Source organism: Micromonospora pallida, from assembly GCF_900090325.1.
In the GTDB taxonomy this organism is placed as follows: domain Bacteria; phylum Actinomycetota; class Actinomycetes; order Mycobacteriales; family Micromonosporaceae; genus Micromonospora; species Micromonospora pallida.
This window is the reverse complement of the sequence record NZ_FMHW01000002.1, coordinates 876,236-901,362: the sequence shown is the minus strand read 5'-3', so window position 1 is coordinate 901,362 and position 25,127 is coordinate 876,236. Positions and strand designations below refer to the sequence as shown.

Annotated in this window: 20 protein-coding genes and 1 pseudogene; 12 read left to right on the top strand and 9 right to left on the bottom strand. The window is 66.2% G+C overall.

What is annotated here, in order from left to right:
* Position 1 precedes the first annotated feature (1 nt).
* The 3 genes from GA0074692_RS04120 (at position 2) to GA0074692_RS04105 (ending at position 2,884) form a co-directional block, all read left to right on the top strand.
* Positions 2 to 1,213 (top strand): tyrosine-type recombinase/integrase, encoded by a 1,212-nt coding sequence (locus GA0074692_RS04120; RefSeq protein ID WP_091639500.1) that lies wholly within the window; start codon positions 2 to 4, stop codon positions 1,211 to 1,213.
* A 152-nt stretch (positions 1,214 to 1,365) separates the two neighbouring features.
* Positions 1,366 to 1,683, top strand: a complete 318-nt coding sequence (locus GA0074692_RS04115; protein ID WP_091639498.1) for a hypothetical protein — start codon at positions 1,366 to 1,368, stop codon at positions 1,681 to 1,683.
* 538 nt (positions 1,684 to 2,221) lie between these two features.
* Complete coding sequence (locus GA0074692_RS04105) at positions 2,222 to 2,884, top strand: helix-turn-helix domain-containing protein (protein WP_091639494.1); 663 nt, start codon at positions 2,222 to 2,224, stop codon at positions 2,882 to 2,884.
* A gap of 358 nt (positions 2,885 to 3,242) precedes the next feature.
* Here GA0074692_RS04105 and GA0074692_RS04100 read toward each other — a convergent pair whose 3' ends face one another.
* On the bottom strand, positions 3,243 to 3,542 hold the full coding sequence (locus GA0074692_RS04100) for a hypothetical protein (RefSeq protein ID WP_091639493.1): 300 nt from the start codon (positions 3,540 to 3,542) through the stop codon (positions 3,243 to 3,245).
* A 131-nt stretch (positions 3,543 to 3,673) separates the two neighbouring features.
* Between GA0074692_RS04100 and GA0074692_RS04095 the strand changes: the two are divergent.
* Positions 3,674 to 3,856, top strand: a pseudogene (locus tag GA0074692_RS04095) (C39 family peptidase); the annotation flags it as partial.
* 108 nt (positions 3,857 to 3,964) lie between these two features.
* Here the strand turns inward: GA0074692_RS04095 and GA0074692_RS04090 are convergent.
* A complete protein-coding gene (locus GA0074692_RS04090) occupies positions 3,965 to 4,498 on the bottom strand; it encodes a hypothetical protein (RefSeq protein ID WP_141725143.1) in 534 nt (177 codons plus the stop codon).
* 204 nt (positions 4,499 to 4,702) lie between these two features.
* Between GA0074692_RS04090 and GA0074692_RS04085 the strand changes: the two genes are divergently transcribed.
* Both GA0074692_RS04085 and GA0074692_RS33785 read left to right on the top strand, forming a co-directional pair.
* Complete coding sequence (locus tag GA0074692_RS04085) at positions 4,703 to 7,339, top strand: tetratricopeptide repeat protein (protein WP_141725142.1); 2,637 nt, start codon at positions 4,703 to 4,705, stop codon at positions 7,337 to 7,339.
* Positions 7,340 to 7,557: 218 nt separating this feature from the next.
* Entirely contained in the window at positions 7,558 to 7,785 is a 228-nt protein-coding gene (locus tag GA0074692_RS33785; RefSeq protein ID WP_141725141.1) for a hypothetical protein, read from the top strand.
* A gap of 272 nt (positions 7,786 to 8,057) precedes the next feature.
* Here GA0074692_RS33785 and GA0074692_RS04080 read toward each other — a convergent pair whose 3' ends face one another.
* Complete coding sequence (locus tag GA0074692_RS04080) at positions 8,058 to 9,047, bottom strand: hypothetical protein (protein WP_141725140.1); 990 nt, start codon at positions 9,045 to 9,047, stop codon at positions 8,058 to 8,060.
* A 30-nt stretch (positions 9,048 to 9,077) separates the two neighbouring features.
* Here GA0074692_RS04080 and GA0074692_RS36390 point away from each other — a divergent pair, with 30 nt between their 5' ends.
* On the top strand, positions 9,078 to 9,200 hold the full coding sequence (locus tag GA0074692_RS36390; RefSeq protein WP_281198764.1) for a hypothetical protein: 123 nt from the start codon (positions 9,078 to 9,080) through the stop codon (positions 9,198 to 9,200).
* 355 nt (positions 9,201 to 9,555) lie between these two features.
* On the opposite strand, the gene GA0074692_RS04075 is transcribed toward GA0074692_RS36390, so the two are convergent.
* Entirely contained in the window at positions 9,556 to 9,882 is a 327-nt protein-coding gene (locus GA0074692_RS04075) for a hypothetical protein (protein WP_141725139.1), read from the bottom strand.
* 789 nt (positions 9,883 to 10,671) lie between these two features.
* Here GA0074692_RS04075 and GA0074692_RS35635 point away from each other — a divergent pair.
* Positions 10,672 to 10,935, top strand: coding sequence for a hypothetical protein (locus GA0074692_RS35635; protein ID WP_245730127.1), 264 nt, complete (start codon positions 10,672 to 10,674; stop codon positions 10,933 to 10,935).
* Between the two features lie 324 nt (positions 10,936 to 11,259).
* On the opposite strand, the gene GA0074692_RS04070 is transcribed toward GA0074692_RS35635, so the two are convergent.
* Positions 11,260 to 12,570 (bottom strand): pentapeptide repeat-containing protein, encoded by a 1,311-nt coding sequence (locus GA0074692_RS04070; protein WP_245730125.1) that lies wholly within the window; start codon positions 12,568 to 12,570, stop codon positions 11,260 to 11,262.
* A gap of 23 nt (positions 12,571 to 12,593) precedes the next feature.
* Complete coding sequence (locus GA0074692_RS36840; RefSeq protein WP_425413376.1) at positions 12,594 to 13,217, bottom strand: group II intron maturase-specific domain-containing protein; 624 nt, start codon at positions 13,215 to 13,217, stop codon at positions 12,594 to 12,596.
* A gap of 83 nt (positions 13,218 to 13,300) precedes the next feature.
* Between GA0074692_RS36840 and GA0074692_RS35630 the strand changes: the two genes are divergently transcribed.
* From GA0074692_RS35630 to GA0074692_RS04045, 4 genes are all read left to right on the top strand, one after another.
* A complete protein-coding gene (locus GA0074692_RS35630; protein WP_342672823.1) occupies positions 13,301 to 14,293 on the top strand; it encodes an IS481 family transposase in 993 nt (330 codons plus the stop codon).
* 21 nt (positions 14,294 to 14,314) lie between these two features.
* Positions 14,315 to 14,962, top strand: coding sequence for a hypothetical protein (locus tag GA0074692_RS35625; RefSeq protein ID WP_245730122.1), 648 nt, complete (start codon positions 14,315 to 14,317; stop codon positions 14,960 to 14,962).
* Positions 14,963 to 15,495: 533 nt separating this feature from the next.
* The gene (locus tag GA0074692_RS04050; RefSeq protein WP_176738283.1) at positions 15,496 to 18,738 is read left to right on the top strand and encodes an NACHT domain-containing protein; all 3,243 of its coding nucleotides are present in this window, start codon (positions 15,496 to 15,498) and stop codon (positions 18,736 to 18,738) included.
* Between the two features lie 414 nt (positions 18,739 to 19,152).
* Complete coding sequence (locus tag GA0074692_RS04045) at positions 19,153 to 20,100, top strand: transposase (RefSeq protein WP_245730121.1); 948 nt, start codon at positions 19,153 to 19,155, stop codon at positions 20,098 to 20,100.
* Positions 20,101 to 20,291: 191 nt separating this feature from the next.
* On the opposite strand, the gene GA0074692_RS04040 is transcribed toward GA0074692_RS04045, so the two are convergent.
* The 3 genes from GA0074692_RS04040 to GA0074692_RS04025 form a co-directional block, all read right to left on the bottom strand.
* Positions 20,292 to 21,269 carry a hypothetical protein gene (locus GA0074692_RS04040; protein ID WP_091639477.1) on the bottom strand — a complete coding sequence of 326 codons (978 nt, stop codon included), beginning with the start codon at positions 21,267 to 21,269 and terminating at the stop codon, positions 20,292 to 20,294.
* Between the two features lie 191 nt (positions 21,270 to 21,460).
* Positions 21,461 to 22,507 carry a DUF4365 domain-containing protein gene (locus tag GA0074692_RS04035; RefSeq protein ID WP_091639474.1) on the bottom strand — a complete coding sequence of 349 codons (1,047 nt, stop codon included), beginning with the start codon at positions 22,505 to 22,507 and terminating at the stop codon, positions 21,461 to 21,463.
* A 1,201-nt stretch (positions 22,508 to 23,708) separates the two neighbouring features.
* On the bottom strand, positions 23,709 to 24,899 hold the full coding sequence (locus GA0074692_RS04025; RefSeq protein WP_091639469.1) for a thiolase family protein: 1,191 nt from the start codon (positions 24,897 to 24,899) through the stop codon (positions 23,709 to 23,711).
* Positions 24,900 to 25,127: the final 228 nt, after the last annotated feature.

Here is a 25,127-nt window from a genome sequence, read left to right as displayed (position 1 = left end):
CATGGCCCGACCTGAAATGCCCATCGGCACCTGGGGCAACATCCGCACCGAGAAGATCGGCCCCAACCGGTTCCGCGCACGAGCCCGGTTCCGCGACTACGACGGCAAGACCCGCGACATCGAAGCCACCGACACCACCGGCCCGGCTGCCGTCCGAGCCTTGAAGGTCAAACTCCGTGACCGCACCACCCCCAACGATGACGAGATCACCCGGGAGACCCGCGTCAGCAGGCTCGCCGAACTATGGATCGAAGAGATCACCGCCGAAGAGCGCATCACGCCCCAAACCATCCACCGCTATCAGACCAGCCTGCGCACCGCGATCCTGCCCGCCCTGAGCAACCTCCGGATCCGAGAAGCCAGCGTCGGCCGCCTCGACCGACTCCTACGCGACATCGCCAAGGACCGCCCCTCAGCGGCCAAAGGCGTCAAGGTCGTCCTCGGCCAGATGTTCGCACTGGCCGTACGGCACGGCGCGATCCCCACCAACCCCGTACGCGACACCGGCCGGCTACGCAAGCCACGCCGCACAGTCGTCGTCCTCACCGACGAACACCTCCAAGCCGTCCGCACGGCAATCCGCGACTGGCAGAAACCCGTCCCCGGCAAGCCCGGACCCCGGCACACCGGCGACCTGGCCGACATCGTCGACCTCATGCTCGCCACCGGCGCCCGCATCGGTGAAATCCTCGCCCTACGCTGGGAAGACCTGGACCTCGCCGCCAAACGCCCCACCCTCACAATCTGCGGCACGCTGGTCTTCGTCAAAGGCAAGGGCTTCTTCCGACAACCCTGGACCAAAAGCGACGCCGGCTACCGGATGATCGTTCTCCCCCGGTTCGCGGCCGGCATGCTGCTCGCCCGCAAACTCGGCGCCGCCGACAACCCCCATGACGCGATCTTCGCGTCCCGACGGGGCACCTGGCTCTCCCCCAACAACGTCCGCCGTCAGTGGCGCCAAGCCCGCGCCGACACCGACCTCGACTGGGTCACCCCCCACACCTTCCGCAAGACCGTAGCCACCCTCATCAAGGAAGAGACGGACACCAAGAGCGCGTCGGCGCAGCTTGGACACTCCAGCGAAGAGGTCACCGACACCTACTACATCGCCAAACCCGTCCAAGCCCCCGACGTCTCCGACATCCTCGAACGCCTCGGCGCCGACCGCAACGGGCGCCCCACACCCGCAAAACACGACGATGCACATGGATGACGAACCCGGCCGCCGCCCCCCGTAAGCGGGGGATTTCCGAAGCGAGGTTCACAATTTCTATTGAAGAAGGCCAAAGCACCGGCCAGCTTTGCCCTGGCCGGCTTGTGCCTACCGGGACAGCCGGATTCGAACCGTGTACCTCCTGCCGGCATGTGCCCGCCCAGATCCGGGCCGGCAAGCGCGGCCGGACCAACGCCGCGGTGGTCTACGACGCGATCGAGGACGCGCAGCAGCAGATCCCCGCGCTCCTGGGCGCCCGCCGCGCCGCGCCTCAACCGGCCGGCGGGAGCCTGTTCGCCCGGCACGCCAGCGACCACCGCGGCGACGCGGGACGGGTGCCTTGGACCTTGAAGAGCACACCCACGAACCGCCGCGTCCTGGACCAGCTCGTCGACGCGCACGGCGCGGTGTCCCGCAGCGAACTCGTCTCCACGGTGCTCGAACACGCCTACCCGCCCACCACCGACTGACTACGTCGACCAGGTGCCCCGGCCCGCAAGGGTCGGGGCGGCGGGTGCCGGACACACGACGGCGGCCGGGACGGAACGGCACCCGACACTGCCGCCACACGGCGACTAGGCGGCGCGCTGCCGACGTCGTGGGCTGGGCAGTGGCACGGACGGAGGCCGTCGCAGTACGTGCAGGTCCAACCGCGGGCGCGGCGGTCACGACATCAAGGTGGGCACGGTTACCGATCTACACCGTTGTCCCCGATGATCTGGTTGAAGAGCAAGAGCGCACTGCCGGCCGCCGCGCCGCCGGCGAGCAGTGCGCTCGCCCAACCTCCGCCCGACGCGAAGGTCAGCCCAACGGCTGCGCCGCCGGCCAGCACGCTCAGCGCCAGGATGATGCTCGCCCGAACGCTGAGTAGGTACGAAGGGCTGTCGGCTTGCGACCGCTTTGGCATATCAACTCCGATCGGGAGTAGCTCACAACTCCCGGACAGAGTACATTGTGGAACGAAGTCAAGGATGACTCCCTTTCGGAGTCGAGCGAGGGGGGAGCGGGATGCCGACGTTGGATTCCAGCAGCCAGGTCGCGGAGTACTTTGCGATCAACTTGCGCAAGACCCGCGAGACCCGGGGCCTGTCCCAGGCCGACCTAGCCCAGCGGGTCAAGGAGCTTGGCCACCCCTGCACTCAGGCGACGATTTGGAAGCTCGAGCAGGGACATCGCGAGCCGAAGCTCTCCGAGGTGGCTGCCATCGGCGCAGCGCTTGACCTGTGGAGTTGGACAGAGTTGACCACCAAACCTGCCACGTTCAACGCCGCGCTGGTCGTTGATCAGTGGCGTCAGCGGGCGTTCGCGCTTGCCGAGCAGACCCGCGCTGCTGCCGTTGCCCAGCTCGAAGCATTAGAACAACTCGCGTTCGCCGTCCGTGCAGCCCTGGACGCTGGCTTGCCCGTGGAGTGGGCGGAACGTCGTTCCGGTGGCTGGCTCGAGTTCACGCCCGAGGCGACGGTCCTGCGTGCAGTGCTGGCCGGCAGAGTCGACTTCGAGGTGGAGGACGAGGAACTCGACCGCAGGATGGCCGAGCAGGAACGTCTGGCGGAGCAAGTGTTGGGTGCCCTCGAAAGCTCCGGGGTGCCGTTGGCGATCAAGCCTGACGACATCGAGTTCGTGGAAGCTGAAGACCAGAGGCACGACGAAGGCAGCGAGGCGTCCGCCTGACCTGAAGGCGCCATGCACATATCAGAGCAGGGCAGGTCATCACCGCAATCCGGCCCCGCGATGGGCCGTACCGGGCACTGTTCGAGGCTCAACCGGGGGTCGTCCTGGTGCGCCTGGCGGACCTCGCATCACCCACCAGGCGGTCCGGTTTTGCGCGGCAGCATGCGTCCCGTTGGAGCGCAGCGACCGCCGTAAGGCTGCCGTTCTCTCCAGCTTGCTCCGCCGCCAGGCGCGTGCAGTTGGAGGGCGGAGGTATTACTTCTTTTCCAGCTTGCTCCACCGGCGTTCGGTGGTGGTGGCGTGAGAACGGATGAGGGCCCCTTCCCGCGGGAAGGGGCCCTCATCGTGTTCGTTTGCGTCACTTGCTCCAGAGCTCGGCGACCAGGTCGGCGGCCTGCTTCTCCCACTGCGCGTAGTGGTCGGGGTAGGCCGACACCTGCACCGTCTGCGCGGCCTGCGTCAGCGGCATGTCCTTCCAGCCGTCGACCTGCTTCAACCCGTTGAGGAAGGCGGTGGTGGAGATCCGGGGGAATTCATCGCGCGCCGGACAGGGGATCAGGGGATCCGCCAGACCCTCGATGCGGGCTACTCCATCGGCGCGGACATGGTGTAACGACCGGCGGGCCGGCCCGATTCCCGAGGCCACCCGCCCGCTCACCAGCGAAGGGCTACGGCCGCGCCGGGGACACAACCAGCGCGCCCCCACGGCCATTCCCCCGCCAGCGAACCCCGACCGCCACGCCACGTCACGCGGCCCGTGGTGGACCTGGACGACGTCGACGAGCTGAGGCGAGCGACACCGACGGCACCGCGCACTCCTTCGAGGGCGGCCACTACATCAGCGTCGTCGGCTACCGCGACAACGGCGACATCGTCAAGATCGCCGACTCCGCCAACCCCGACCAGGCCTCCTACTGGATCACCACCGAGGCCCTCGCGGACTGGACCGCCACCCGCGGCTACTCCGCCTGACCCAATACGCACGCGATAGAGGGCCGGGGCGGGACGGCGGCCAGGCCGCTAACGGACGCGCCCGGCCGGGCGCTCCCCTGAGCGCCCGGCCGGAACGTTGGCTTGCTGTCAGTTCTCGCTGGCGAATGGCCCGTTGGCGTCGTACCAGTCGATGAACTTGCTGACCGAGCCGCCGAAGTCAGCCCTGATGCGGTCGTGGATAGCGCGCTGGTCGTGGCCCTGCAGCCACTCCCCACGAGAGACGGTAGCGCCGCAGCCGCAGCGGCAGGTGGCTTCGTCGACCGGGTCGGCGAGGTACAGCACCGGGAACCGGCTAGTCGAATTGGCCGGGTCGGGCTTGCCGACGAACTTGTCGTGCACCAGGTCGCCGGGGCCGAGGATGTCGCCGGCGAAGGCGCGCCGATCGCCTTCCTGCTGCCACTTAGTGATGCGGATCGCCAGTCGGCACTGCCCGCCAGCGACCACGACCGCGTACCGCTCCTGCTCGGCCCGCTGGTTGAGTCGCCACCATCCCCGGGCGGCGTCGTAGACCTGCTGGTCCGTCATCGTCGGGTCCCATCCCGCGTGCATCCGCGGCAGGAACTTGTGCGCGCCCTGCTCGTCACCGACGTACGTGCGTGGCCCCAGCTTGATACGCAGCAAGAACACCACCCCTTCCGAGGGTTGCTAGGTTCTTGGAACAAAGACCATGTAACCACTAATGGGTTTTGAAAACAAGACCCGTTCTAGGGATACCACCCGATCGGTTTTAGGGGAGAGGTGGATAGTTCTGCCTGCGTACCGCGCAAACCTGGGTGGTAGGTGGGCGGGTGGCCCCGTGGTGTGGTGACTGTCCATGATGGTGGCGTGGCTCGGGTGTTTGGTCGGCGGTCGTGGCGTCCCCTACGGCTGGCCCTGGTTGGTGTCGCGATGCTGGGTGCCGCCGTCGCGGTGTGGGCCTGGTGGCTGTCGGGGTGGAGCCTGCCGGAGTGGGGATGGGGCGGCACCGAGCAGGCGAGTTGGGTCGCCGGGATCGTCAGCGGGGTGCTGGGGGTGGTCGGCACCGTAGCGACGGTGGTTGGCACGGTGGTTGCGGTGCGGTCGTCGCGTCCTGACTCCCGGCGGCCCTCGGGTGCGGATCGGGTGCGGGTGGGGCGGATTCCACCTGCGGCGGCGTCGTGGCAGAACCGTCAGGAACGGCTGGCTCTGGTCAAGGCGGCGAGGGCGGGCCGGACGGCGGTGTTGACCCAGGTGCTGTCCGGCATGGGCGGTGTGGGCAAGACCCAGTTGGCGGCGTGGTTCGCGCGGGAGGTCCGCGACGAGGTGGACGTGCTCGTGTGGGCCACCGCAGTGGGCCGGGATCCGATCGTGGCCGCCTATGCCGAGGCCGCCGCCGCTTGCGGGTTGGTCGCCGACGGTTCTGATCCGCAGCGGGCGGCGGAGCGGTTCCTGGCCTGGCTGGAGGAGACCGACCGGCGGTGGCTGGTCGTGTTGGACAACCTCGACAACCTGGCCGATGCCAAGGGCCTGTGGCCGCCGGCCAACCCCTGCGGCCGGACCGTGGTCACCACCCGCCGCCGCGACACCAGCCTGAACACTGGCGGTCGGACCCTGGTCGAGGTGGGCCTGTTCAACCCGGCCGAGGCAGTCGGCTACCTCACCCGCGCCATCGGCGACCGGCACCGGATGGCCGAGGCCGCCGGCCTGGCCGAGGACCTCGGTCGGCTGCCGTTGGCCTTGGCGCAGGCCGCCGCGTTCATCCGGGAACGCAACGACCTGGACTGCGCCGCCTACCGCCGCCGGCTGGCCGACCAACGGAAACAGCTGACCGATCTTCTGCCGGTCGAGGACGAGCTGCCCGACGAGCACCAGGCCACGGTGGCGGCCACCTGGTCGCTGTCCATCGCTGCCGCCGACACCGCCAGACCGCAAGGGCTGGCCCGACCGGTGCTGGAGGTGGCCGCGCTGCTGGACCCCAACGGCATCCCCACCAACCTGTTCACCACCCCGGCCGTGCGCGACCACCTGACCGCCCGCCGGGACGCCAGCCAGCCGGTGGACGAGGACGACGTGCGGGAGGCGTTAGGGAACCTGCACCGGTTCAGCCTCGCCACCCTCGACGGCGGCACGCTACGGGTGCACGCCCTGGTGCAACGGGTGGTACGGGAAGCCACAGCCGAGTCGGACAAGCCCTTGGTGGCGGTCACGGCCGCCGACGCGTTGTGGGCCATCTGGCCCGCCATCGAATCCGACCAGCAGACTGCACAGCCGCTGCGGGCCAACACCGCCAGCCTGCGCACCACCAGCCACCTCTACCTGTGGGACAACGACAGCGGCGGACACCCCGTACTGTTCCGGGCCGGACTCAGCCTGGGCGAGACCGGGCAGGTCAACGCCGCCGTCGTCTACTTCCGCCATCTCCACGCCACTGCCCTCGCCCACCTCGGACCCGACCACCCCGACACCCTCCTCACCCGCAACAACCTCGCCGCTTCGCGCGGAGAGGCCGGCGACCCCGCCGGCGCCGCCACCGCCTTCCAGGAACTCCTCACCGACCGGCTGCAGAGCCTCGGACCCGACCACCCCGACACCCTCCTCACCCGCAACAACCTCGCCTACTGGCGCGGCCACGCCGGCGACCCCGCCGGCGCCGCCACCGCCTTCCAGGAACTCCTCACCGACCGACTACGGGTCCTCGGCCCCGACCACCCCCACACCCTCGCCACCCGCGGCAACCTCGCCTACTGGCGCGGCCGCGCCGGCGACCCCGCCGGCGCCGCCACCGCCTTCCAGGAACTCCTCACCGACCAGCTGAGGATCCTCGGACCCGACCACCCCGACACCCTGGGCGCCCGCCACAACCTCGCCCTGTACTGCGGCCGGGCCGGCGACGCGGCCGGTGCCGTCACCGCCTTCCAGGAACTCCTCACCGACCGGCTGCAGAGCCTCGGACCCGACCATCCCAGCACCCTCACCACTCGCAACAACCTCGCCTCTTGGCGCGGCGAGGCCGGCGACCCCGCCGGCGCCGCCACCGCCTTCCAGGAACTCCTCACCGACCAGCTGAGGATCCTCGGCCCCGACCACCCCGACACCCTGGCCACCCGCAACGGCCTCGCCCTGTGGCGCGGAGAGGCCGGCGACCCCGCCAGCGCCGTCACCGCCTTCCAGGAACTCCTCACCGACCAGCTGAGGATCCTCGGCCCCGACCACCCCGACACCCTCCTCACCCGCAACAACCTCGCCCACTGGCGCGGCCGCGCCGGCGACGCGGCCGGCGCCGTCACCGCCTTCCAGGAACTCCTCACCGACCGGCTGAGGATCCTCGGCCCCGACCATCCCAGCACCCTCGTCACCCGCGGCAACCTCGCCGGCTGGCGTGAAGAGGCCGGCGACCCCGCCGGCGCCGCCACCGCCTTCCAGGAACTCCTCACCGACCAGCTGAGGATCCTCGGCCCCGACCACCCCGACACCCTCCTCACCCGCGGCAACCTCGCCGACTAGAGAGGCGGGCCATAACGTGAGGCTAGGGACGGTCTTCTCTAGCGACCGCCCCGCCGACCGTCCACACCAGCGTGATCACTTACGCAACAAATGAATGACTATGGTGCGCCGCGAGAGCCACATTCCGGACACAAAGCGAGGCTGACCAGAGCCTCTCCAGACGTCTTGTTACTCGCCGGTAGAGGTACAGTGGGCCAACTCCGGTACGGTCCCCAGCCATGGGATCTCCTGAGTACGGCAAGGTCATCCGGCTTTCTCCCAGTGACACGGTCACATGCCGCCCACACGGCCACACACGTCTGGTCGAAGACCTCGCGGGTGAGCCGGTGATCATCGAGATCAACGGCTACCAGTATTGGAGTTGGCCGTGCGGAGAAGACGGTGAGTTCACCAGGCCGGTCCTCGTGACCGCCGCACTGAAAGACGCCACACACCTGCTTGACTGACGGGCGAACGGATCGTGGTCGGTTAACAAGGGCGCGGACCTGGCCGCGCTGAGCGGTTCGGGGTGGAAGCGGGCGGACGCGGCAGTCGCCGTCACCCGTCCTGGGCCTGGTCGAGCTGGGCTTGGAGCCGGGCGGCGTCGGCACGGGCGTCGGCGGCAGCTCCGCCGGTCGGTGTGGAGCTGCTTGACCTGGCGGCGCACCTTGGTCAGCGCGGCAAGGGCATCGCGCAGTTCGGGAAAGTCTGTTGACCTGATCGGGGACCAGGCGGTCGCCTACGCCGGCAAGCCGGACTGATCGTGGCGGGCGGCCAGCGCGTCGAAAAACCCCTCGAGGAGACGTTCCGCGTCCTCGCCCTCGGTCAGCTCGTACCCGCCGAAGCGGTAGACCTCGTAGCCGCGCAGCCGCAACGCCCGGTCCTCGGCGACCATCTCGGCATACCGGCGCGGACTGGCGTACGGCGGTGCGCCCGACGTGGCCGGATCGTCGGCGTAGTGCTGGACTCCGTCGCATTCGATCACCACTCGAACCCGCTGCGGAAAGAGCAGCAGGAAATCCATACGCTGCCGGGCCAGCGCCGCGGTGCCCGGGCCGTAGCGGGCCTGTGGGTACGGGTCGTAACTCAAGTACACCTGCGGGAGCAGCACCGGAATGTCCCCGCCCAGGCGGAGATACCGCCGGGCGTACACGTTGAAGATCCGCCGCTCGGCGTTGTTGTCCAGTGAGCGGGCAAGCCGCTCGAGCAGGTTGCGCCACACGTCGATCTCGGAGACGTCGGCGAGCCTCTCGCGGTCGGCCCACCAGGCCCCGAGTCGGCGCAACGTAAGCGCCTCAGAGCGCCATGGCCGGTCGTAGACCAGGCAGTATTGCTCGTTCGCGACCAGGTCGAGGTCGTTGTTGATCGCGTCGCGCAGTACGACCTTGGGCTTGGGGCCATCAGCGGCAAAGATCAGGTTCTTCATCTCGCCGGCGACACCGCCGCTCTCGGCCTGGGCTACGAGTCGGGCGAGCTCGTCAGCGGTCTCGCCGCCGTTGCACTCGTCCAGCACATGCGAGGCAATCCGGAGCAACTCCGGCAGTTCCTTGCCGGCCAGACGGCGCGCCACGTACTTCTGCTTGCTGTTGAATGCGACGTCGTCCTTCTTCGGGTTCGGCGGAGCGAGGCCGATGCCAGTACAGAACTGCTCAACGTCCGACGAGGACATCGCATCGCGCAGAGCCGCCCCGGCCGCATTCCGCAGCTTGCGCAAGGTCAGCGTTTCCACCTCACAGAGCCTACGAGCCGACGGTCCGCCGTGAACACCTACCGCGCCCTGTTCAACCGCGAACTGAGCAACCTCAACGCGGTCGCCCTGCCCGCCCTGCCCGACGGCGGCCGCTACGACCACCCCACCGCCGCAACACCAGGCACAACGTGAACCACCTCGACGACATCGCCGACGGCGACGTACACCGACGCGACGCCCTCACCCCGACTCGCCGGCGGACCCCACGAACTCCTGTGCGAGCTGGCCCGGGCAGTCCTCGACGGTCACGTCAGCCTCCGCGACGCCGTGACGTCCGACGCCTACCGCGACGAGCTGACCAAGCCGTTCGAGACCTTCTGGACCCGGTACCAGGCCATGCCACCCAACGAACGCGACCAGCTCACCACAGCGCGCCCCTGCCCACCGGCACGAGCAGCCCTCGGTTCGTTCCTTCTGGTCGTGATGCCTGGGTGTGATCGCGTGGTTGGGTCTACTGTCTCGACCGGATCCTGAAGCCTGCGGCATGTCACAGGCGACCCTCCAGGGGATTTGAGATGATGATCGCGATCATCACCAGTCCGATCGCGGCGATTACCACAGCGAGAGGCCGGTCCCGCCTGAGTAGGGCGACCCCGGATGAGGCGGCCGTCGACAGGATGATGATGGCGACCGCCACCAAGAACCGGTTCGCGGTGATGCCACCGCCGATGCCGCTGTCGATGACCCTGCCGATGGCGCTGGCGATGACGGCGAGCAGGTAGATGACGGCCGCCGCGATGAGGTTGGCCAGGACGTTGACCGCGATGTCGCGGGCGAACCGCCGGGGGCCAGCGGATGGTGGTTGTTCCGTCACCAGTACATCGTGACGGGTGTCCGCCATCGCTTAACGCACCGTCCACACCACCGCGTTGCCTTACGCATCAAACGCATTATGATGTCGCTGGATTCCGGCATTTCGGGTGCCGCTCCACCTGCGCCCGGGGAACAGACAGCGCATGGGTGACGACGCCCCCCCCTATTGAGCACGACCAAGGCGGCGGCCAGGCCCCCCGGCGCGTCGTCCTCGTCGACGTCCACACGGCCCCGCAATTGGGTGCGACTACCCAATCATCCTTGATCCGACAGACGTAAATTTTATGCGCTTTAATCACCTCCATTGATTCCCTTCGTTTATTCGCGGCAAGATAAGATCTTATGACTGCGCGTGCGGAACGCCCCTCGATAGGGCACCTCGCCCGCCAACCTGTCCAAGGAATAGAGAGATCTTCGCGTGAAGTTCAGATCGTTCGCCCCTCAGTCGGAACCTAGGAGGTTTCGTGAGGACCACCAGAAGGGCAGCCGCTGCGCTCGCCGCGACTGCAGCGCTTCCGCTCGGAGGCACGCCCGTCACGGCCTACGCCGCCCCAACCGGCAACACGGGCGGTGATATGCAGGCCAGCACGACCGCCGCCGGCTATACGCAGCGGAACTTGCGGAAATTGTCAAAATACATCCGACGGCTAGGACGATCGATAGCAACTCGGTAGAACCGGAGCCCGGGGTCGCACTTCACAAGGTTCCACCTACTGATATTGACACAACCGTCGGCATCTGCGGATACGGATACCTCCGCCTATGGCAGCACGCTCAGTACAGTGGCTATATGATCAATTTCAAAGCGTGTGGGTACCGCAACCTTCAGGACTTCTCCCCGCCTAGTGGCGGCGGCCTAAATTGGGACAACAGGATCAGCTCGCTGGTCAACAATCAAACGACGGGCACAGTCTCTAAGTTCTGGGATTTCACTAACGGGACCAGCTATTTGGGCGATCAGAAGGCGTATGGCTATCGGGAAAATCTGGTCTACGACAGCGCAGCCTCGGGTGGTACGTGGAATGACCGCATTTCGCGGGTATTCGTCTGCTGACTGGTAGTTCGAGAAGGGGGTGAAACTCTCCTGCCGCTGAGGGAGCCTACCCCTTCTCCCTGCTGTCGACGTTCCGCCCTGGTAGCAGGGTGCTCGTCGGGACAATGAAGGGGCCTTACGGGGTGTCCAAAGACGGGTCGTTCGGCAACTCGTCGCCCCTGGTCGACGTCGAGCACCGGATCCGTTCGGCAACTCCGCGCGGCCTGCCGGCCCGTCTGGCCGGCCTCCCGTCCCGGCTGGCCACAGGCCGGGCCGGGACGGGAGGCCGCCGGGCCGGGTCACCGCGCCAGCGCCTTGATCCCCGTAAAGGTCAATTCGGCAACGCTATTCGGCGACTGGCTTCGGTCCGTCGTACCTCACCCCATTAAGAGTCGCCCCGTTGAATTCAGCGTCACCACTGAACGTGGCCCCGTCAAACGCAGCGATGACGCTGAACGTGGCCTCCTCGAACCAGGCGTCACCGCCGAACGTCACCCCGCTGAACACAGCGGCGGCACCCATCGCCGTCCTGTTGAACCTGACATCACCGCTAAACGTCGCCCTAGCGAACCAGGCTGCGCCGCTGATCGTCGCCTTGTTGAACCAGGTGACGCCGCTGAACGTCGCCCTGATGAACAAGGCAGCACCCCTGAACGTCGTCCTATCGAACCAGGCAGCACCGCTAAATGTCGCCCTGCCGAACTCAGCGTAACCGTGGAATGTCACGGCGGTGAAGTCGGCGTTGTGGAGGTGGCAGTCGGTGAAGTCGGCGTTGATAAGGGTTGCTTCGGTAAGGTCCAAGACCAGTTTCGGGCCCCAGTACAGACGGTTGGGTTCTCCTTCGGGGGTCGTGGGGCGGAGGTGGCGGGCGAGGATGCGTTGGGCGGCGAGGCGGACCTGGCGTTCTCCTCGCGGGTCTATGACTGGTTCCTCAGGGTCGTCGCCGCTGGCGGCCGCAGGGAGAGCCGAGGTGGGATCGGTCGCTGGTGGTGCCTGGCTGGCGGGTCCGGGCTGATCGTCGGGTAGGGCGTAGGGCATGCGCAGGTAGGCACAGATCACCTCCACGATGCTCTGTCGGTGGATCGGGTTGTCCTGGCCGAGGCGTTCCAGGGCGTACAGGCCCGCGAGGCGGACCGGAGCCTTGTCCGCGCCGAGCTGGTCGGCGGCCTTGACGTACAACTCGGTGACCCGCTTCTCCCCGGCGTCGTACTCGGTGGCCTGCTGGGTCCGCTCGGCCAATTGCTGACGGCGAAACGCCAACAGCAACGCGAACGCACCGGTCACCGCCGCACCGATGGTCAACCCGGTGCGGATGGACTCCACCCGTAACCGTTCCCGCTGCACCCCGTCACCCACCGCCGGCACCGAACCCTGCAACCAGGCCACCGCAGCCCAGGTGACCACCCCAACCAGGACCACCCCGACCGGGATCACCCACGACCGCAAGGGCCGCACCTGCCGACCCGGCGGCAGCGGCGCAGCGGACACCTCAGACTTCACGCCGTCGCGCCGCCACAGCAGCACCCCCGCGACCAGCACCGCCACGCCCACCGCCGTCGGCGCCAGCACCGGCCATCCGGAAGCCAGGACGCCCCACCAGGACCGGGGAACCAACGTCAGCGCGACCGACAACAGAACCAGTCCGCCGACCGCCATCAGAGCGACACTCAACCGTCTCGTCACACTGAGGAATCGTGCCCGTACACGACAACCCCTGTCGTGCCCATCGACGGGCACCAGGCGCGGCCGGTGTGGAGCACGAGCGGAGCACCGGCCGCGCGCCCTGTCGGCCGGCGCGAGCGGCCCGTCCGGGCCGCCGTGGGGTCGGCCAGCGGCGCGGTGCCGGGATTGCTCTCGGTCCGTTTCCGCTGGCCGCCCGCCCGAACCGGACGTGCGGGTTGTCCCCGCATCCGGCTCTCCGTGTGTCTTGCCCGTTGATCACGCGGTTGTGGTGGTCGTGATGGTCCAGGGGTTGGGGATCTTGCTGCCGCGGTAGCGTTCGATCTTGACGCTGGCTGCGTCGTGGAAGGTGATCCCGTTGTGGGCGTATCGTCCGCCTTGGGTGAAGCGGCGGCGGACCTCCCGCCAGGGATGGGGTGGTGCTTGCGGCGGATCCAGGCACCGACGCGTTTCCAGGCGTGGTGGTCGACCTGCTGGAAGTGGCGACTGGACGAGCCGTGGCGGAAGTAGTTGGCCCAACCTCGTAGCGACCGGCCGAGGGTCAGGAGAATCTCGTCGAGGTCGCGGTAGAGGGTGGATCTGTTCTGGGTGCACTCGCGTGTCCGGTCCCGCACGCCTCGCATGGATTTGCGAGACGGGTAGGTGAACACGTAGGTCCTGGCCGTGCAGGCGGGAGAGTCCATGGTGGAGGTGGCGGCCCGGATCGGTGTGTCCCCGGCAGACGGTCCATTCCTGGCTGGCCCGTTATGCGGAGGTGGGGCTCGCGGGTCTGGAGGATCGGTCCCGCCGGCCTCGGGGGTGTGCGCATCAGGCGTCGGCGGAGGTGGAGGCGTTGGTGTGTGAGCTTCGCCGTCATCATCCGCGGTGGGGCTCGCGGCGGATCGCGTTCGAGTTGGGTCGGCATGGCTGCCCAGATCCGGTGCCGTCGCGGATGACGGTGTATCGGATTCTGGTCCGTAACGGCCTGATCGACCCGGCCAAGCATCGCCGTGGGCGTAAGGACTATGTGCGGTGGCAGCGGTCCCGGCCGATGGAGTTGCGGCAGATGGACATCGTCGGCGGGATCATGCTCGCCGACGGCACCGAGGCCAAGGTGGTCACCGGGGTGGATGACCATTCCCGGTTCTGCGTCATCGACCAGGTCGTGCGCCGTGCGACCGGCCGGGCTGTCTGCCTGGCCTTCGCCGACGGGTTGCAACGGTTCGGGGCGCCGGAAGAGGTGCTGACCGACAACGGCAAGCAGTTCACCGAGCGGTTCGGCAAGGGCGGGGAGGTGATGTTCGACCGGATCTGCCGGGAGAACGGGATCATCCACCGGCTGACCCAGCCTGCCTCGCCGACCACGACAGGGAAGGTGGAACGGCTCCACCAGACCCTGCGCCGTGAACTCCTCGATGAGGTGCCGGTCTGGCCCGACCTCGAGACCGTCCAGGCCGCCGTTGACGTCTTCCGGCACGAATACAACACCGACCGGCCGCACCAGTCCCTGGACATGGCCTTCCCCGCCGACCGGTTCATCCCCGTGCCGGAGCGGGTCGTACCTGTGAAGCTGCCGGCGCGACTCACCCAGACGGCCGACCAAGCCCTCGTCTCACCTCCAGCGGCAATCCCCCTGCCGATACAGGTATCGGGTCCGGTGGAGTTCGAGCGGGTCGTGCCGCCGTCGGGCAACCTGCAGGTCGCCGGGAAGCAGTTCTAGCTCGGCCCGGACCGCTCCGGTGTGACGGTCACGTTCCGGGCCGACACCGACCTGATCCACCTACTCATCGCCGGCACCCGCATCAAGACGATCCGGTCTCATCTGTCGGTGACGGACCTGGCCGGGCTGCTACGCCACGGCGGCCGCCCAGCTGGCCCGTCCCCGCTGCCGCTGGACACCGCGGGCCGTCCGGGAGTCGTGGAGGTCGACCGCACCGTCAACCGGGACGGGAAGGTGTCACTGGGCCGGCACGTTGTCCTGGCGGCCGAGATCCTCGCCGGCCGCCGCGTCGGTGCCCGCATCGATGCGGGCACCCTGGCGTTCTTCGACCCCGAGACCCGGCACCTGCTGCGCACCCGCCCGAACCCGCTCACCTCCGCGCAGATCATCGGCCTGCGGGGCGCCCGACCCGCCGGGCCTGCCCCGCAGCCATCCACCGAACCGGTCGGGGTCCAACGCCGCGCCTCCAACAGCGGCGTGGTCATGGTCGCCTGGCAGAAAATCGCCCTCGGCCGCGTCCACGCCGGCAAGACCGTCACCATCACGGTCTCCGACACCGAACTGGCGATCGAGTGCGACGACGGCACACGCACCGTCCGCCGCACCAACCACCACCCCGTCACCCGCATCAAAGCCCACCGCCCCCGCACGGCCGCAGCCCATGCCTGAACCAACCCCGATGCGACCCGCACGCCGCGCGCAGCCGAGCCGCCTCAGCACGGGCAGCTTCCGCCTCCGCCCAAGCAGCAGTGCGATCCGCCTCGAACAGCAACACCCCGGCCAGACCGTCCAACGCCTCCGCCACAGCTTCCCGCCACTCGGCCAGGTCACAGGGATCCGCAGGATCAGCGGGCCGCATCGAGCGCACCCGGCGAAGCTCCCGCAGGGCGGCCCTCAAGGGACCAGGAACCATCAAAGGTCTTCTCTCACCGCAACAGCGACCCCGCAAGGTCGTGCCAACAACCTAGACCAACCGTCGAACATGAGCTGGGAGGAATCCGTCAAGCATGTGGTGGGACTAGACAGAGAAGTCAACCAGAGGCCATCGAGGGCCTGACCTGCCGAACCATCATGCAGGCAAAAGCGCAACGCCTATCGCGTCCATCGCTCAACGTCCTGCCTGACCGACGTCCACTGACTGGCGAGTGACGCCAGGCTCCAACCAGTGCACAATGGTGAGCCAAACTCATGGAGGCTGGGCAGTGGATCTCGTCAAACTACTGGGACCGGCTATCGGAACCCTCGTTCGAGTTGCCATCGAACGGCCCGTAGGTGCAGGAGTTACGAGAAGTCCAGTTTATCCCGAAGGCCGGGTCAAGCTTCCGGGCCGTCGGCTGGACGGTCTGACGCGCGCCCTCAGTGGAAAAATGGCGGTCAAAGTCGGCGAAGCACTGTCTGGGCTGCGCGAGATCGAGTTTGGCTCCCTTGGAGAAGATGCCTGGGGCAGCGTTGTAATTGCCGCCTGCGACACCCTCGGAAAAATGCCAACGGTAACGGCCTCAAGTCTCCTGGAGATTGACTTAGACCCCGATCGCCTGTATACACAAGTCCGTAGGAGCGATCCCGATCGAGCCGCAAAAGCAGCATTGAGTGGCGAGGAAACGATCGCCTATGAGCGCGTGCTGCGAGAGTGCTGCTGGCAGATCGTTGAGTTCATTACGCGGCAGCCAGAGTTCACGCGTCGGGTACAGGTAGAGCTCGTACGCCGCACGGGAGAGATGGCTAACTCTCTGGATAGACTCTCGGAAAACTCAGAATCTCACGACCTCCTCAACTTCGAGCGAAGATACTTGGAGATGGTGCTCGACAAGCTCGACCGCCTGCAACTCTTCGGTGTAACCCTGCGGCACAGCGATGCCTACTCTTTGAGCACTGCCTATCTCAGTCTTAACGCATCCTCCGAGCAGGCGAATCGACGTAACGGGCGCGCTGGCGCGGATCGGCTGAGAGTCCATGAAGCTCTGGCTGACGCAAAACGCGTTCTAATACGAGGAGAAGCTGGTTCAGGAAAAACGACCTTACTGCAATGGCTGGCAGTTAACTCGGTGCAGTCTCCCGAAAGCCTTCCGGAAGGATGGTCGGCGGGCATACCCTTCCTGCTTCCGCTCCGCCGGTACGCGCTACAAGACTTGCCCACGCCCGACCTGTTTCCGCGAGAGATCGCCCCCGCCCTATCATCCGAGGCACCTCCGAAGTGGGCGTCATCGGTTCTGAATTCGGGACGTGCTCTCGTCCTAATCGACGGGGTTGACGAACTGCCTCAAAATCGACGAGGAGACGTCTGGATATGGCTCAACGACCTAGTGAAGACTTACCCGAATTCCACATACGTGATTACGTCTCGTCCACCTGCCGTCGACGGCAAGGTTCTTGTACCAAGCAAATTCGATACCTTTATGCTTCTACCGATGGGGGCGTCTGATGTTCGAGCATTCGTCGGTCAATGGCACAAGGCAATCCGGCAGGTTCGTGATGATTCTGGGCATGCATTGGCTACTTACGAGTCAGAACTCTTGGACAAGCTCGCCCGGCGCCGGGACCTCCGTAGGTTAGCCACTAACCCGCTACTATGCGCTCTGATTTGCGCCCTACACCTTGAGCGCTTCCGGCAATTGCCACAGGACCGGATGGGGTTGTATCGAGCCGCCCTTGAAATGCTACTCGTGCGCCGCGACGAATCGCGGGGCATCAACGCAGATAGAGTCAACCTGTCTCAGCAGGACCAAGAGGCCTTGCTTGGCCAGCTGGCGTATTGGCTCGTGCGCAACGGTTGGACGGATTGCGACAGGCGAGACGCGACCAATCGGCTGTCGCGATACATGAAGGCAATGCCGTATGTCGATTCCCGACCATCTGATGTCTTAAATTTCCTGCTTCTTCGGTCCGGAATATTGAGGGAGCCAGTCGTCGGAAGAATCGATTTTTTGCACAAGACGTTTCAAGAATATCTGGCTGCGCAGGCCATCCTTGACGATGGCGATATCGACGCCATGATCAAGCATGCCCACGAGGATCACTGGCGTGAAGTCGTAGTGATGGCCGTCGGACACAGCCGTAGAGACGAGCGAGAGCGGGTTATACGAGGGCTAGTGGAGCGCGGAGAGGAAGAAGATGACGTTAGGCGACGGCTTTATCTGCTGGCAGTTTCGTGCCTAGAGCACCCTGGCGCCCTCGATCCGACACTCGTATCGGAAGTACGAGAGAAGGCTTCGCGGCTCGTTGTTCCGGAGGACTGGCGGCAGGTCGATCTAATTGCCGCCGCTGGCGAAGTGGTGCTGGACGTGATTCCGGACCCTACCCTGCTGACGGATACAGAGGGCACCCTACTCATCGAGACCGTAAACCGCTTCGATATCGAGGATGCCCTCCCCGTGCTGGCTCGGATCGGTAAATCGCAAAGCCGGGCGGTGAGGGGCAAGCTTGCCGCCTACTGGCCTGAATCTGCAGTGGAATCCTACGCCAGTGCCGTTCTCGGTGATATGCGTCTTGATGATGTATCCGTCCGGGCTCACGGCCCACGCCAACTCCAAGCCGCAGCAAAGCTGGAGGCACTAAACACACTCGTAGTGCAAGAGGTGCCCGGTGCTGAAACCGTAGCCCTCGATCAGCTTTCTCACCTCAGGGGCCACCGAAACCTTCGCACTCTTATCCTCGATAGCGTAGCCGTCACTGATCTGGAAGACGCGGCGTCTTGCCCTGAACTAGACACCCTAATAATTCACGAATCCTTTATTCAAAATGGCCTTCAGAGCCTACACGGAACCCGCTTGCGGGAATTGGCACTGCTCGGTATTCCAAATAGCGCATCCATTGAGGCTCACGTCAGCGCGATAGTCTCGCTTCCCGACCTCCGGCGCTTGACACTAGATGTCAGCGCGATTCCCAGGAATGGCCTCGATCTACCAAATAACTCCACCCTTGAACGGATAGATTTTCTAGCCCAGCGTTGGATGGCGTCCGCGGTCGACTATGCGCACCGCGCACCGGCATGGTTTTGCATCGACTCAAGCCGGACTGTTCTGGATTGGCACCGTCCGAGCCTCGCAAAAATTGGCAATCTTCCCTCATTGAAGGAAGTGTCTATTTCTGGATGGCCATCCGGGGCGGAAGTTGAGCTGCTGCGCAATCTGCCCCGACTTGAAGTTCTTCGAGTTGTGGTCGCAGAGGATCAACTGCGTGATTCTATTCTGTCAGGCGGACATGAGTACAACTACCCAACGGTCAGTTCGGGCGCGATACGGACAATCCGCGCACTAGGAGGGCTGAAGCGCCTTGAGATCGGAATCCTCGTCCCAGACTCAGTAGCCGATCTTTACTCACCCGTCCGGCATAATCGAATCCGATACGTCCGCACTGAAAGCTTCCCGACGATCGCCCGAGAAATCCGGTCGAACCTTCCTCACGGTGCGAAGATTTGCTTGTCGATCAACGGGTCGACGGTTTAGCGGTCGGCCACTTAACCAGACCCGAGCAGGGCTCTGGCTCCGACGTCAAGGCAGGTTCTATCCTTGAGAGCGTGATGTCTTTCGCGCAGCGAGCCGCTCAAAGCAGCTGAACGTCAGTTGGCGGCCGCGCTTCCACGGCGTTGGCGGCACGTGCAAGCTGTTGCGCAGAAGGCCGCAGGGCTGAAGCTAGGGCTGAGCATTAAAGAGCAGGATGTCCTCACACCTTCGGCATGGCTGCACGACGTCGGATATGCGCCGGACATCGCTGAAACCGGCTTCCATGCCTTGGACGGGGCACGGTGGCTCCTGAACGAGGGCTTTGGCTATCGCCTAGCTGGGCTAACGACCTCGTGCACGGTTGCGAATCCTTGAGTATCGATGATCGTTGTTCCGGCCATGGTTGGTGCTGCGATCATGACGAATCGTCGGCTGACGGGTCTGTCCCGCTCGGTGATAGAGAGCCTGGTCAGCGAGGTGGGGCCGCAATGGCGGGCACGGCACCGTGACCGGCTCGCCTCGCGGACACGCCGTCGTCGGATCGGAGCTGACGCCAAGCACCGGTTCGGGTTCGTTGATCGGCTGCTGGCCACGCTGGTGCATCTGCGGCACGGGCTGACCCACGACGTAGTCGCGGCTTGGTTCGGGGTGCACCGCTCGACGATCAGCCGCAGTATCGCGGAGATCCGACCGCTGCTGGCCGAGCGTGGCTGCCGGGTATACGACGGCATCAGGCTACGCACCCTCGCTGACGTCGTGGCCTACCTCGGGCACCACCCGCAGGCGTTGATGGACGCCACCGAAGTGCGGGTACGCCGGCCGATCGCCGGGCGGAGCGGGCGGGACCGGTTCGTGTCCGGCAAAGCCCGGCTGAACACGATGAAAGCCCTGGTGATCTGTGATCCGCTCGGCCGGCTGCTGTTCTGCGGCGAGACACGTCCAGGCTCGATGCACGACATCACCCAGGCACGCACCGCCGGACTGGTCGACCTTCTCCTGCAAGCGCCACTGGGCGTGCAGATTCTCGCTGACGCCGGCTACCAGGGCCTGGGAGCCGACACCGGCGGCGCGGTCATCACCCCCAGACCCAAGCCGCGAAAACGCCAGACCTCACTGCCACCGAGCGTCATCGCCGCGCACGAGGCGACCCGCAAGCGGCACTCCTCCCAGCGCATCCGCGTCGAGCATGCCATCGGACACCTGAAGAACTGGCGGATTCTGGGCCGCTACCACGGCCGACGCGAATCCTTCGACGCCAGCATCCGCGCGATCGCCGGCCTCCTGTCCGAGCACCAACACACCGACCGCATCGAACACAACGCCCGGCGAATCAGGGCCCTACCCGCCGCACCCCACGTTCGGTGAGACGACGCTCATCTTCGTGCGACCAACCGTGCACGAGGTCGTTAGTGATCGAATGTAGTTTGCCATCGCCGATGGCGGTTTCTCACGGCTTATGGACCGCCTGACTTGGCGCTTGCGTCAACTCAGTGAGAATCGTCCGAACTTGGCTTCCCGACCGTTCGTGTGGCCCGGTTGGGGCGTTTGCTGGTGCTTCAGCGTTTCTTGGATCGCCGCGCGTTGACGGGTCGCTGGCCGGGGCGGGGTTTGGCAGCGGGAACGTGGACGGCGGTGAGCCGTTCGGGAACCCGCGAGGCGTGTACGGCGCTCATACTCGGTTCAAGAGCGGAGGTGCATCGCTGCCCAGCCGGCTGAGCGCAGTCGGGGCACGCGGCTTCGAGCAGCGCTGACGGTTTCGCGAACGCCCAGCGAGGAAGCTCGTCAGGGGTCCATCGCTCAACGGCGCCCAGGGCATGAAGGAGCGCGGCAGTGTCTGGGTAGTTGACCCACACCGAGTCCGCCATCGGCGGTGAAACCTGGTAACCGAGGTGGCTGCTGCTAACGGTGATGACCGTGCCGTACTTGGCCTTTGGGTTGGCGAGCCGCCAGCAGATCGTGCCCCGGCTCAAGACGTCGCCTTCGGTAAGGTGGACGCTGCGCTGCCAGCCCTGCGTGGCGAGTGCAGCTTCAGCGTCATCGAGCCCGGCGGGGTAGCCCGGCTCCCAGAACTGCACCCATGGATCATCTTTCGACGGCAGGGTATGCGGCCATCGCCATCCCTCGATCATGTCGATCATGTCGCGGATGTGGCTCGGATCTTCCTCCCCCACGTTCATCGAGGTCACCACGTCAGCGGCGGCAGACAGCTCCGGACCGCCCGTGACCTCCCGCTCGCTGGGCGTGTCCGTGTACTTCCAGCTCTTTGGGCTGTCGTCATAAATGTCCTCGCGGCCGTCGAGCGCGAACTCCACCAGCGGCGGATAGACGGATAATTCGGTGTCGATGGTGGTGGGCTTGCACGGGTTCGCCATCGGCGACACGACGGTGATCAGACACGGTGGCCGCGACGGCGGGTACTCCAGCACGCCCTGGTTGTCGGACCAGCCGCGCTGGCGTAGCCAGTCGAACAGCTCGTCCCGGCTGGCGCTCCAGGCCTCGTCGTCGAGCCACGTTTCGGTGACCTCGGTGCTCATACCGACATCATCGTTGACATGTTTCACCGGTTCAGGAAGGCACGCCGGGCGTCCTGACCGGTTGGGCGCCCGTTGCGCCGGACCTCGGTAGGACGGCCGATGGCCGCAGTGCCACCGGTCAGAGCGCTCTGGGCGTCGACCGCCAGCACGGGCAGGTCCGCGCCGGGCGTGTCCGGGCTCCACAAGACTACTCAATCAGCAATTCGCAAAGCTCCGAGCAGATCGGGTAGGCATAGCTCTTCTGCCCTCGATGTTCTGAGTTCCGTCAAGGCGCGGTCTTTGCACGGCTTCCACTCGTGGAACTTAATGGTCTGCCCGAACAACGTTCCCTTGATTTTTCTCCCTACAGCATCGTGATCGGCGTGAACCTGGACGACACAGCCAGCGAAACCGAGTCCGAGTAGGAGGTATTCGGTCGCCTTGCCTGGAAAACCTCCGAGCACAATGAGCGGCCGACTGCGAACTCCCAGGGTTCGGATGACGGACTCGACGACCACATGGTTCTCGCAGACGAAAACTTCCGTGCTCCCACTAGGAAACCAGGTCCCGCGCAGGTCTTCCAGCGTAAGACGTACCGGGCTTCGATGGTCGGTCGCCGCCGTCTTGACCGTGGCGGGAGCATCGCCGCTGAGGCGCAGCCCGAACGTTATGGCCGCAGACGTCGACAACTGGCTGGCGGGAAGGCTCGCTGCGAAGGCATCCCACAAGGATGCCGACGGCGCAACGGGTATGCCGACAGCACGGCAGCTAGCGATGGCGTCACGAGCACGTGACCACCGATCGCCGCGCACTGGTTGCCACATGCGACGAATCTGCTCGATCTGCCTCGCGGCGCTTGGCCCCAACACCTGATACTCAGGAATGTTCAGCTTGAACGCACTGGCTGTGGGCTCTGCATCGATCTCGGTAACGTGCGCCCAGTACGCCATCCCGGTTCGCGGGTCAACAAGAACCACAAGAACCGGCAGGTCATGCCCGAGCCAATAGAGCCGGTGCCGCTTGGTGCCGTAAAAGGTCCAACCGTTGTGGGAACGATGTTGAAACCATGATTGCCCGGCCTTGATTTGCAGGGCGACAATCTTGCCGGTTGGGTGGCCGTTGCTCACGATCTCCACGAGGGCATCGATTCCCCAATCGGACTCATGCTGTTCGCGAAACCTCCAGCCGAGCTGACCCTCAAGGATCGCACCAGCCACGTGAACGCCAACACGGCCCATGTTCGTGGCATCGATGCTCACCCAGGCAGCATAACGCCTGGCGTGGTTCCTCGAATCGGCGCGACAACCGAGCAGCCGGCTACAAGTCCGCCGCACAGCAGTATAGCCTGGTTCGCATACAGGCGCTCCGCAGTTACCTATTGACCGAAAAAGCGGTGGTGCGCCTACTTTGGGCGCACCACCGCTCGGCGGTCAGGCGGCCTTGTCGCTCGGCGCAGGCTGGTCCGAATGGCCTGCCACCACCAGTTCTACGATCCGAAGCGCGGTCGCGCGGCGGTCGGCGGTCGGCGGTCGGCGGTCGGCGGTCGGCGGTCGGCGGTCGGCGGTCGGCGGTCGGCGGTCGGCGGTCGGCGGTCGGCGGTCGGCGGTCGGCGGTCGGCGGTCGGCGGTCGGCGGAAGAGCCTGAACACACGCGATCACCACCTCGGGATGCCCGGATTTCCAGCCCTGGTCTCCGACATCCTCGAGCGCCTCGGTGCCGACCGTAACAGGCGTCCCACACCCCTCACAGGCAGCGATGCATACCGATGACAAACCTGGTTGCCGACCCGGGTAAACGAGGGGTTTTCGGGGGGAGGTTCAAAACTCTATAGAAGACGATCAAAGCCCTGACCAGCTTTTCGCTGGTCAGGGCTTTGCGTCTGTCGGGACGGCCGGATTCGAACCGACGACCCCTTGTTACCGGCCGTGATGATCCAGGACTTGTCATTGCTTGTCGAAAGCTGTCATTGAGCTGGGCAAACGCGGCCACGAACCAGTCATCGCTTGTTACTGATTGTCAGCATCGGGCCAGGGTTTTCGGGGGGGGGGGGGTAACGGGGGGGCGCCGAGGCGGTTCGGCCCGACCGTCAAGACCGGGCATGGGGGTTCGTGTCGGTTGATCGATACAAGCCGAATCCCAACGCCGGTTGCGCCGTTTCGGCGCCGTCACGCTGGCCTGATAGCCACTCTCCCTGGTGGATGGGGTCCCGGGCCGGCAACGGAAGCCAGTTCCGGTGCGGACCCGCCCGTTCACCTGGCACGCCTATCCGTCGGGCGACCACTCTTCTCCGGGAGCCATGCCCGCCGGAGGCAGCAGGAGCGGTCCACCGCAGGTGCCCCGGCCGCAGGGGCAGCATCTCCAACTCGGGTTGATCGCTCCATGCACCGCGACCGCGATGGCGAGCCAGACGACGTACGCGACGAGGGGGCGAGCATGCCCGGATGTCTGGCGGGGCTGACGTCAGCGTTCGAGCACCAGGGCCAGCCCCTGGCCGACGCCGATGCACAAGGCGGCGAGCCCGGTGCCCGTTCCGGCGTCGGCAAGCTGGTGGGCGACTGCCCCGGCGATGCGGGCACCGGAGGCGCCGAGCGGGTGGCCGATCGCGATCGCGCCGCCGCGTGGGTTCACCATTGTCGGGTCGAGGTCGGGCCATTCCCCGAGACACGCGAGCGCCTGCGCGGCGAAGGCCTCGTTGAGCTCGACGGTGTGCAGGTCGGCGAAGCTGCGGCCGGCCTTGGCCAGAGCCCTGCGCACCGCCTCGATCGGTCCAGCCCCGAAGTACTGGGGCTCGATGCCGGTGACCGCCGAGGCCCGGACCCGGGCGAGCGGTTCGCGGCCGGTGGAGCGCAGGCCGTCTTCGTCGGTGAGTAGCAGGGCGGCTGCCCCGTCGTTGAGCGGCGACGAGTTCCCGGCGGTCACCGTGCCATCGGCACGGAAGACGGGCTTAAGACGGGCGAGCGCGTTGGCGGTGGTGTCGTCGCGGATGCACTCGTCGCGCAGCAGGTCAACCCCGGCGTAGGCGACGACTTCCGCGTCGTAGCAACCATCCGTCCAGGCATGGACGGCCTTCTCGTGGCTGGCGAGGGCATAGGCGTCCTGCGCTTCGCGGGTGATCCCGTACCGGTCGGCCACCAACTCGGCGCCCTCGCCGAGCGGGATCGTCCACTCCTTCGGCATGCGCGGGTTGACCATCCGCCAGCCCAGGGTGGTCGAGTACATCTGCTGGTGGCCGACGGGGAAGCCGCGTTCGGGCTTGGGTAGCACCCACGGGGCGCGGCTCATCGACTCGACGCCACCGGCGATCACGATCGAGGCGTCACCGTGCGCGATGGCGCGCGCCGCCTGGATGACGGCCTCCAAGCCGGACCCGCACAGCCGGTTGACGGTGGCGCCGGGAACGCTGACGGGCAACCCGGCGAGCAGCACCGCCATCCGGGCCACGTCGCGGTTCTCTTCACCGGCGCCGTTGGCGTTGCCGAACAGAACATCGTCGATACGTGCCGGGTCTAGGTTGGCCGTGCGGTCGACAAGCGCCCGGACCACGTGGGCGGCGAGGTCGTCGGGGCGGGTGCCGGCAAACGCGCCGCCGTAACGGCCGATCGGGGTGCGTACGGCGTCGACGATGTAGACATCGCGGAGACGGTCGGTCATGAGGAACTCCTTCTGGCCGTGAAAGCACGCATCGTGGTGCGTTCGGTGGCGGTGGGCGGCTCGGCGGGCATCCTGCGAGAGGGCAGGCGCGCCGTTGTCCTGGTCACAAGCTCACGGGTGTGGATCGAAAGCATCGGGGGTGGCTGACGGTGCCGCAGCCCGCCGCCTGGGGCCATCCCACCGGAGGTTGGCACCGCTACGCTCACGCGGCTGTGGGCTGAGATGCGC

What these genes read in the sequence shown, in the direction of transcription:
- GA0074692_RS33785 (WP_141725141.1), top strand. Translation starts at nt 7,558, where the DNA reads ATGGGATCTCCTGAGTACGGCAAGGTCATCCGGCTTTCTCCCAGTGAC.
- GA0074692_RS04045 (WP_245730121.1), top strand. Translation starts at nt 19,153, where the DNA reads ATGACGAATCGTCGGCTGACGGGTCTGTCCCGCTCGGTGATAGAGAGC.
- GA0074692_RS04025 (WP_091639469.1), bottom strand. Translation starts at nt 24,899, where the DNA reads ATGACCGACCGTCTCCGCGATGTCTACATCGTCGACGCCGTACGCACC.
- GA0074692_RS04040 (WP_091639477.1), bottom strand. Translation starts at nt 21,269, where the DNA reads ATGAGCACCGAGGTCACCGAAACGTGGCTCGACGACGAGGCCTGGAGC.
- GA0074692_RS04120 (WP_091639500.1), top strand. Translation starts at nt 2, where the DNA reads ATGGCCCGACCTGAAATGCCCATCGGCACCTGGGGCAACATCCGCACC.
- GA0074692_RS35635 (WP_245730127.1), top strand. Translation starts at nt 10,672, where the DNA reads ATGATCAATTTCAAAGCGTGTGGGTACCGCAACCTTCAGGACTTCTCC.
- GA0074692_RS04070 (WP_245730125.1), bottom strand. Translation starts at nt 12,570, where the DNA reads ATGGCGGTCGGCGGACTGGTTCTGTTGTCGGTCGCGCTGACGTTGGTT.
- GA0074692_RS04105 (WP_091639494.1), top strand. Translation starts at nt 2,222, where the DNA reads ATGCCGACGTTGGATTCCAGCAGCCAGGTCGCGGAGTACTTTGCGATC.
- GA0074692_RS36840 (WP_425413376.1), bottom strand. Translation starts at nt 13,217, where the DNA reads ATGCGAGGCGTGCGGGACCGGACACGCGAGTGCACCCAGAACAGATCC.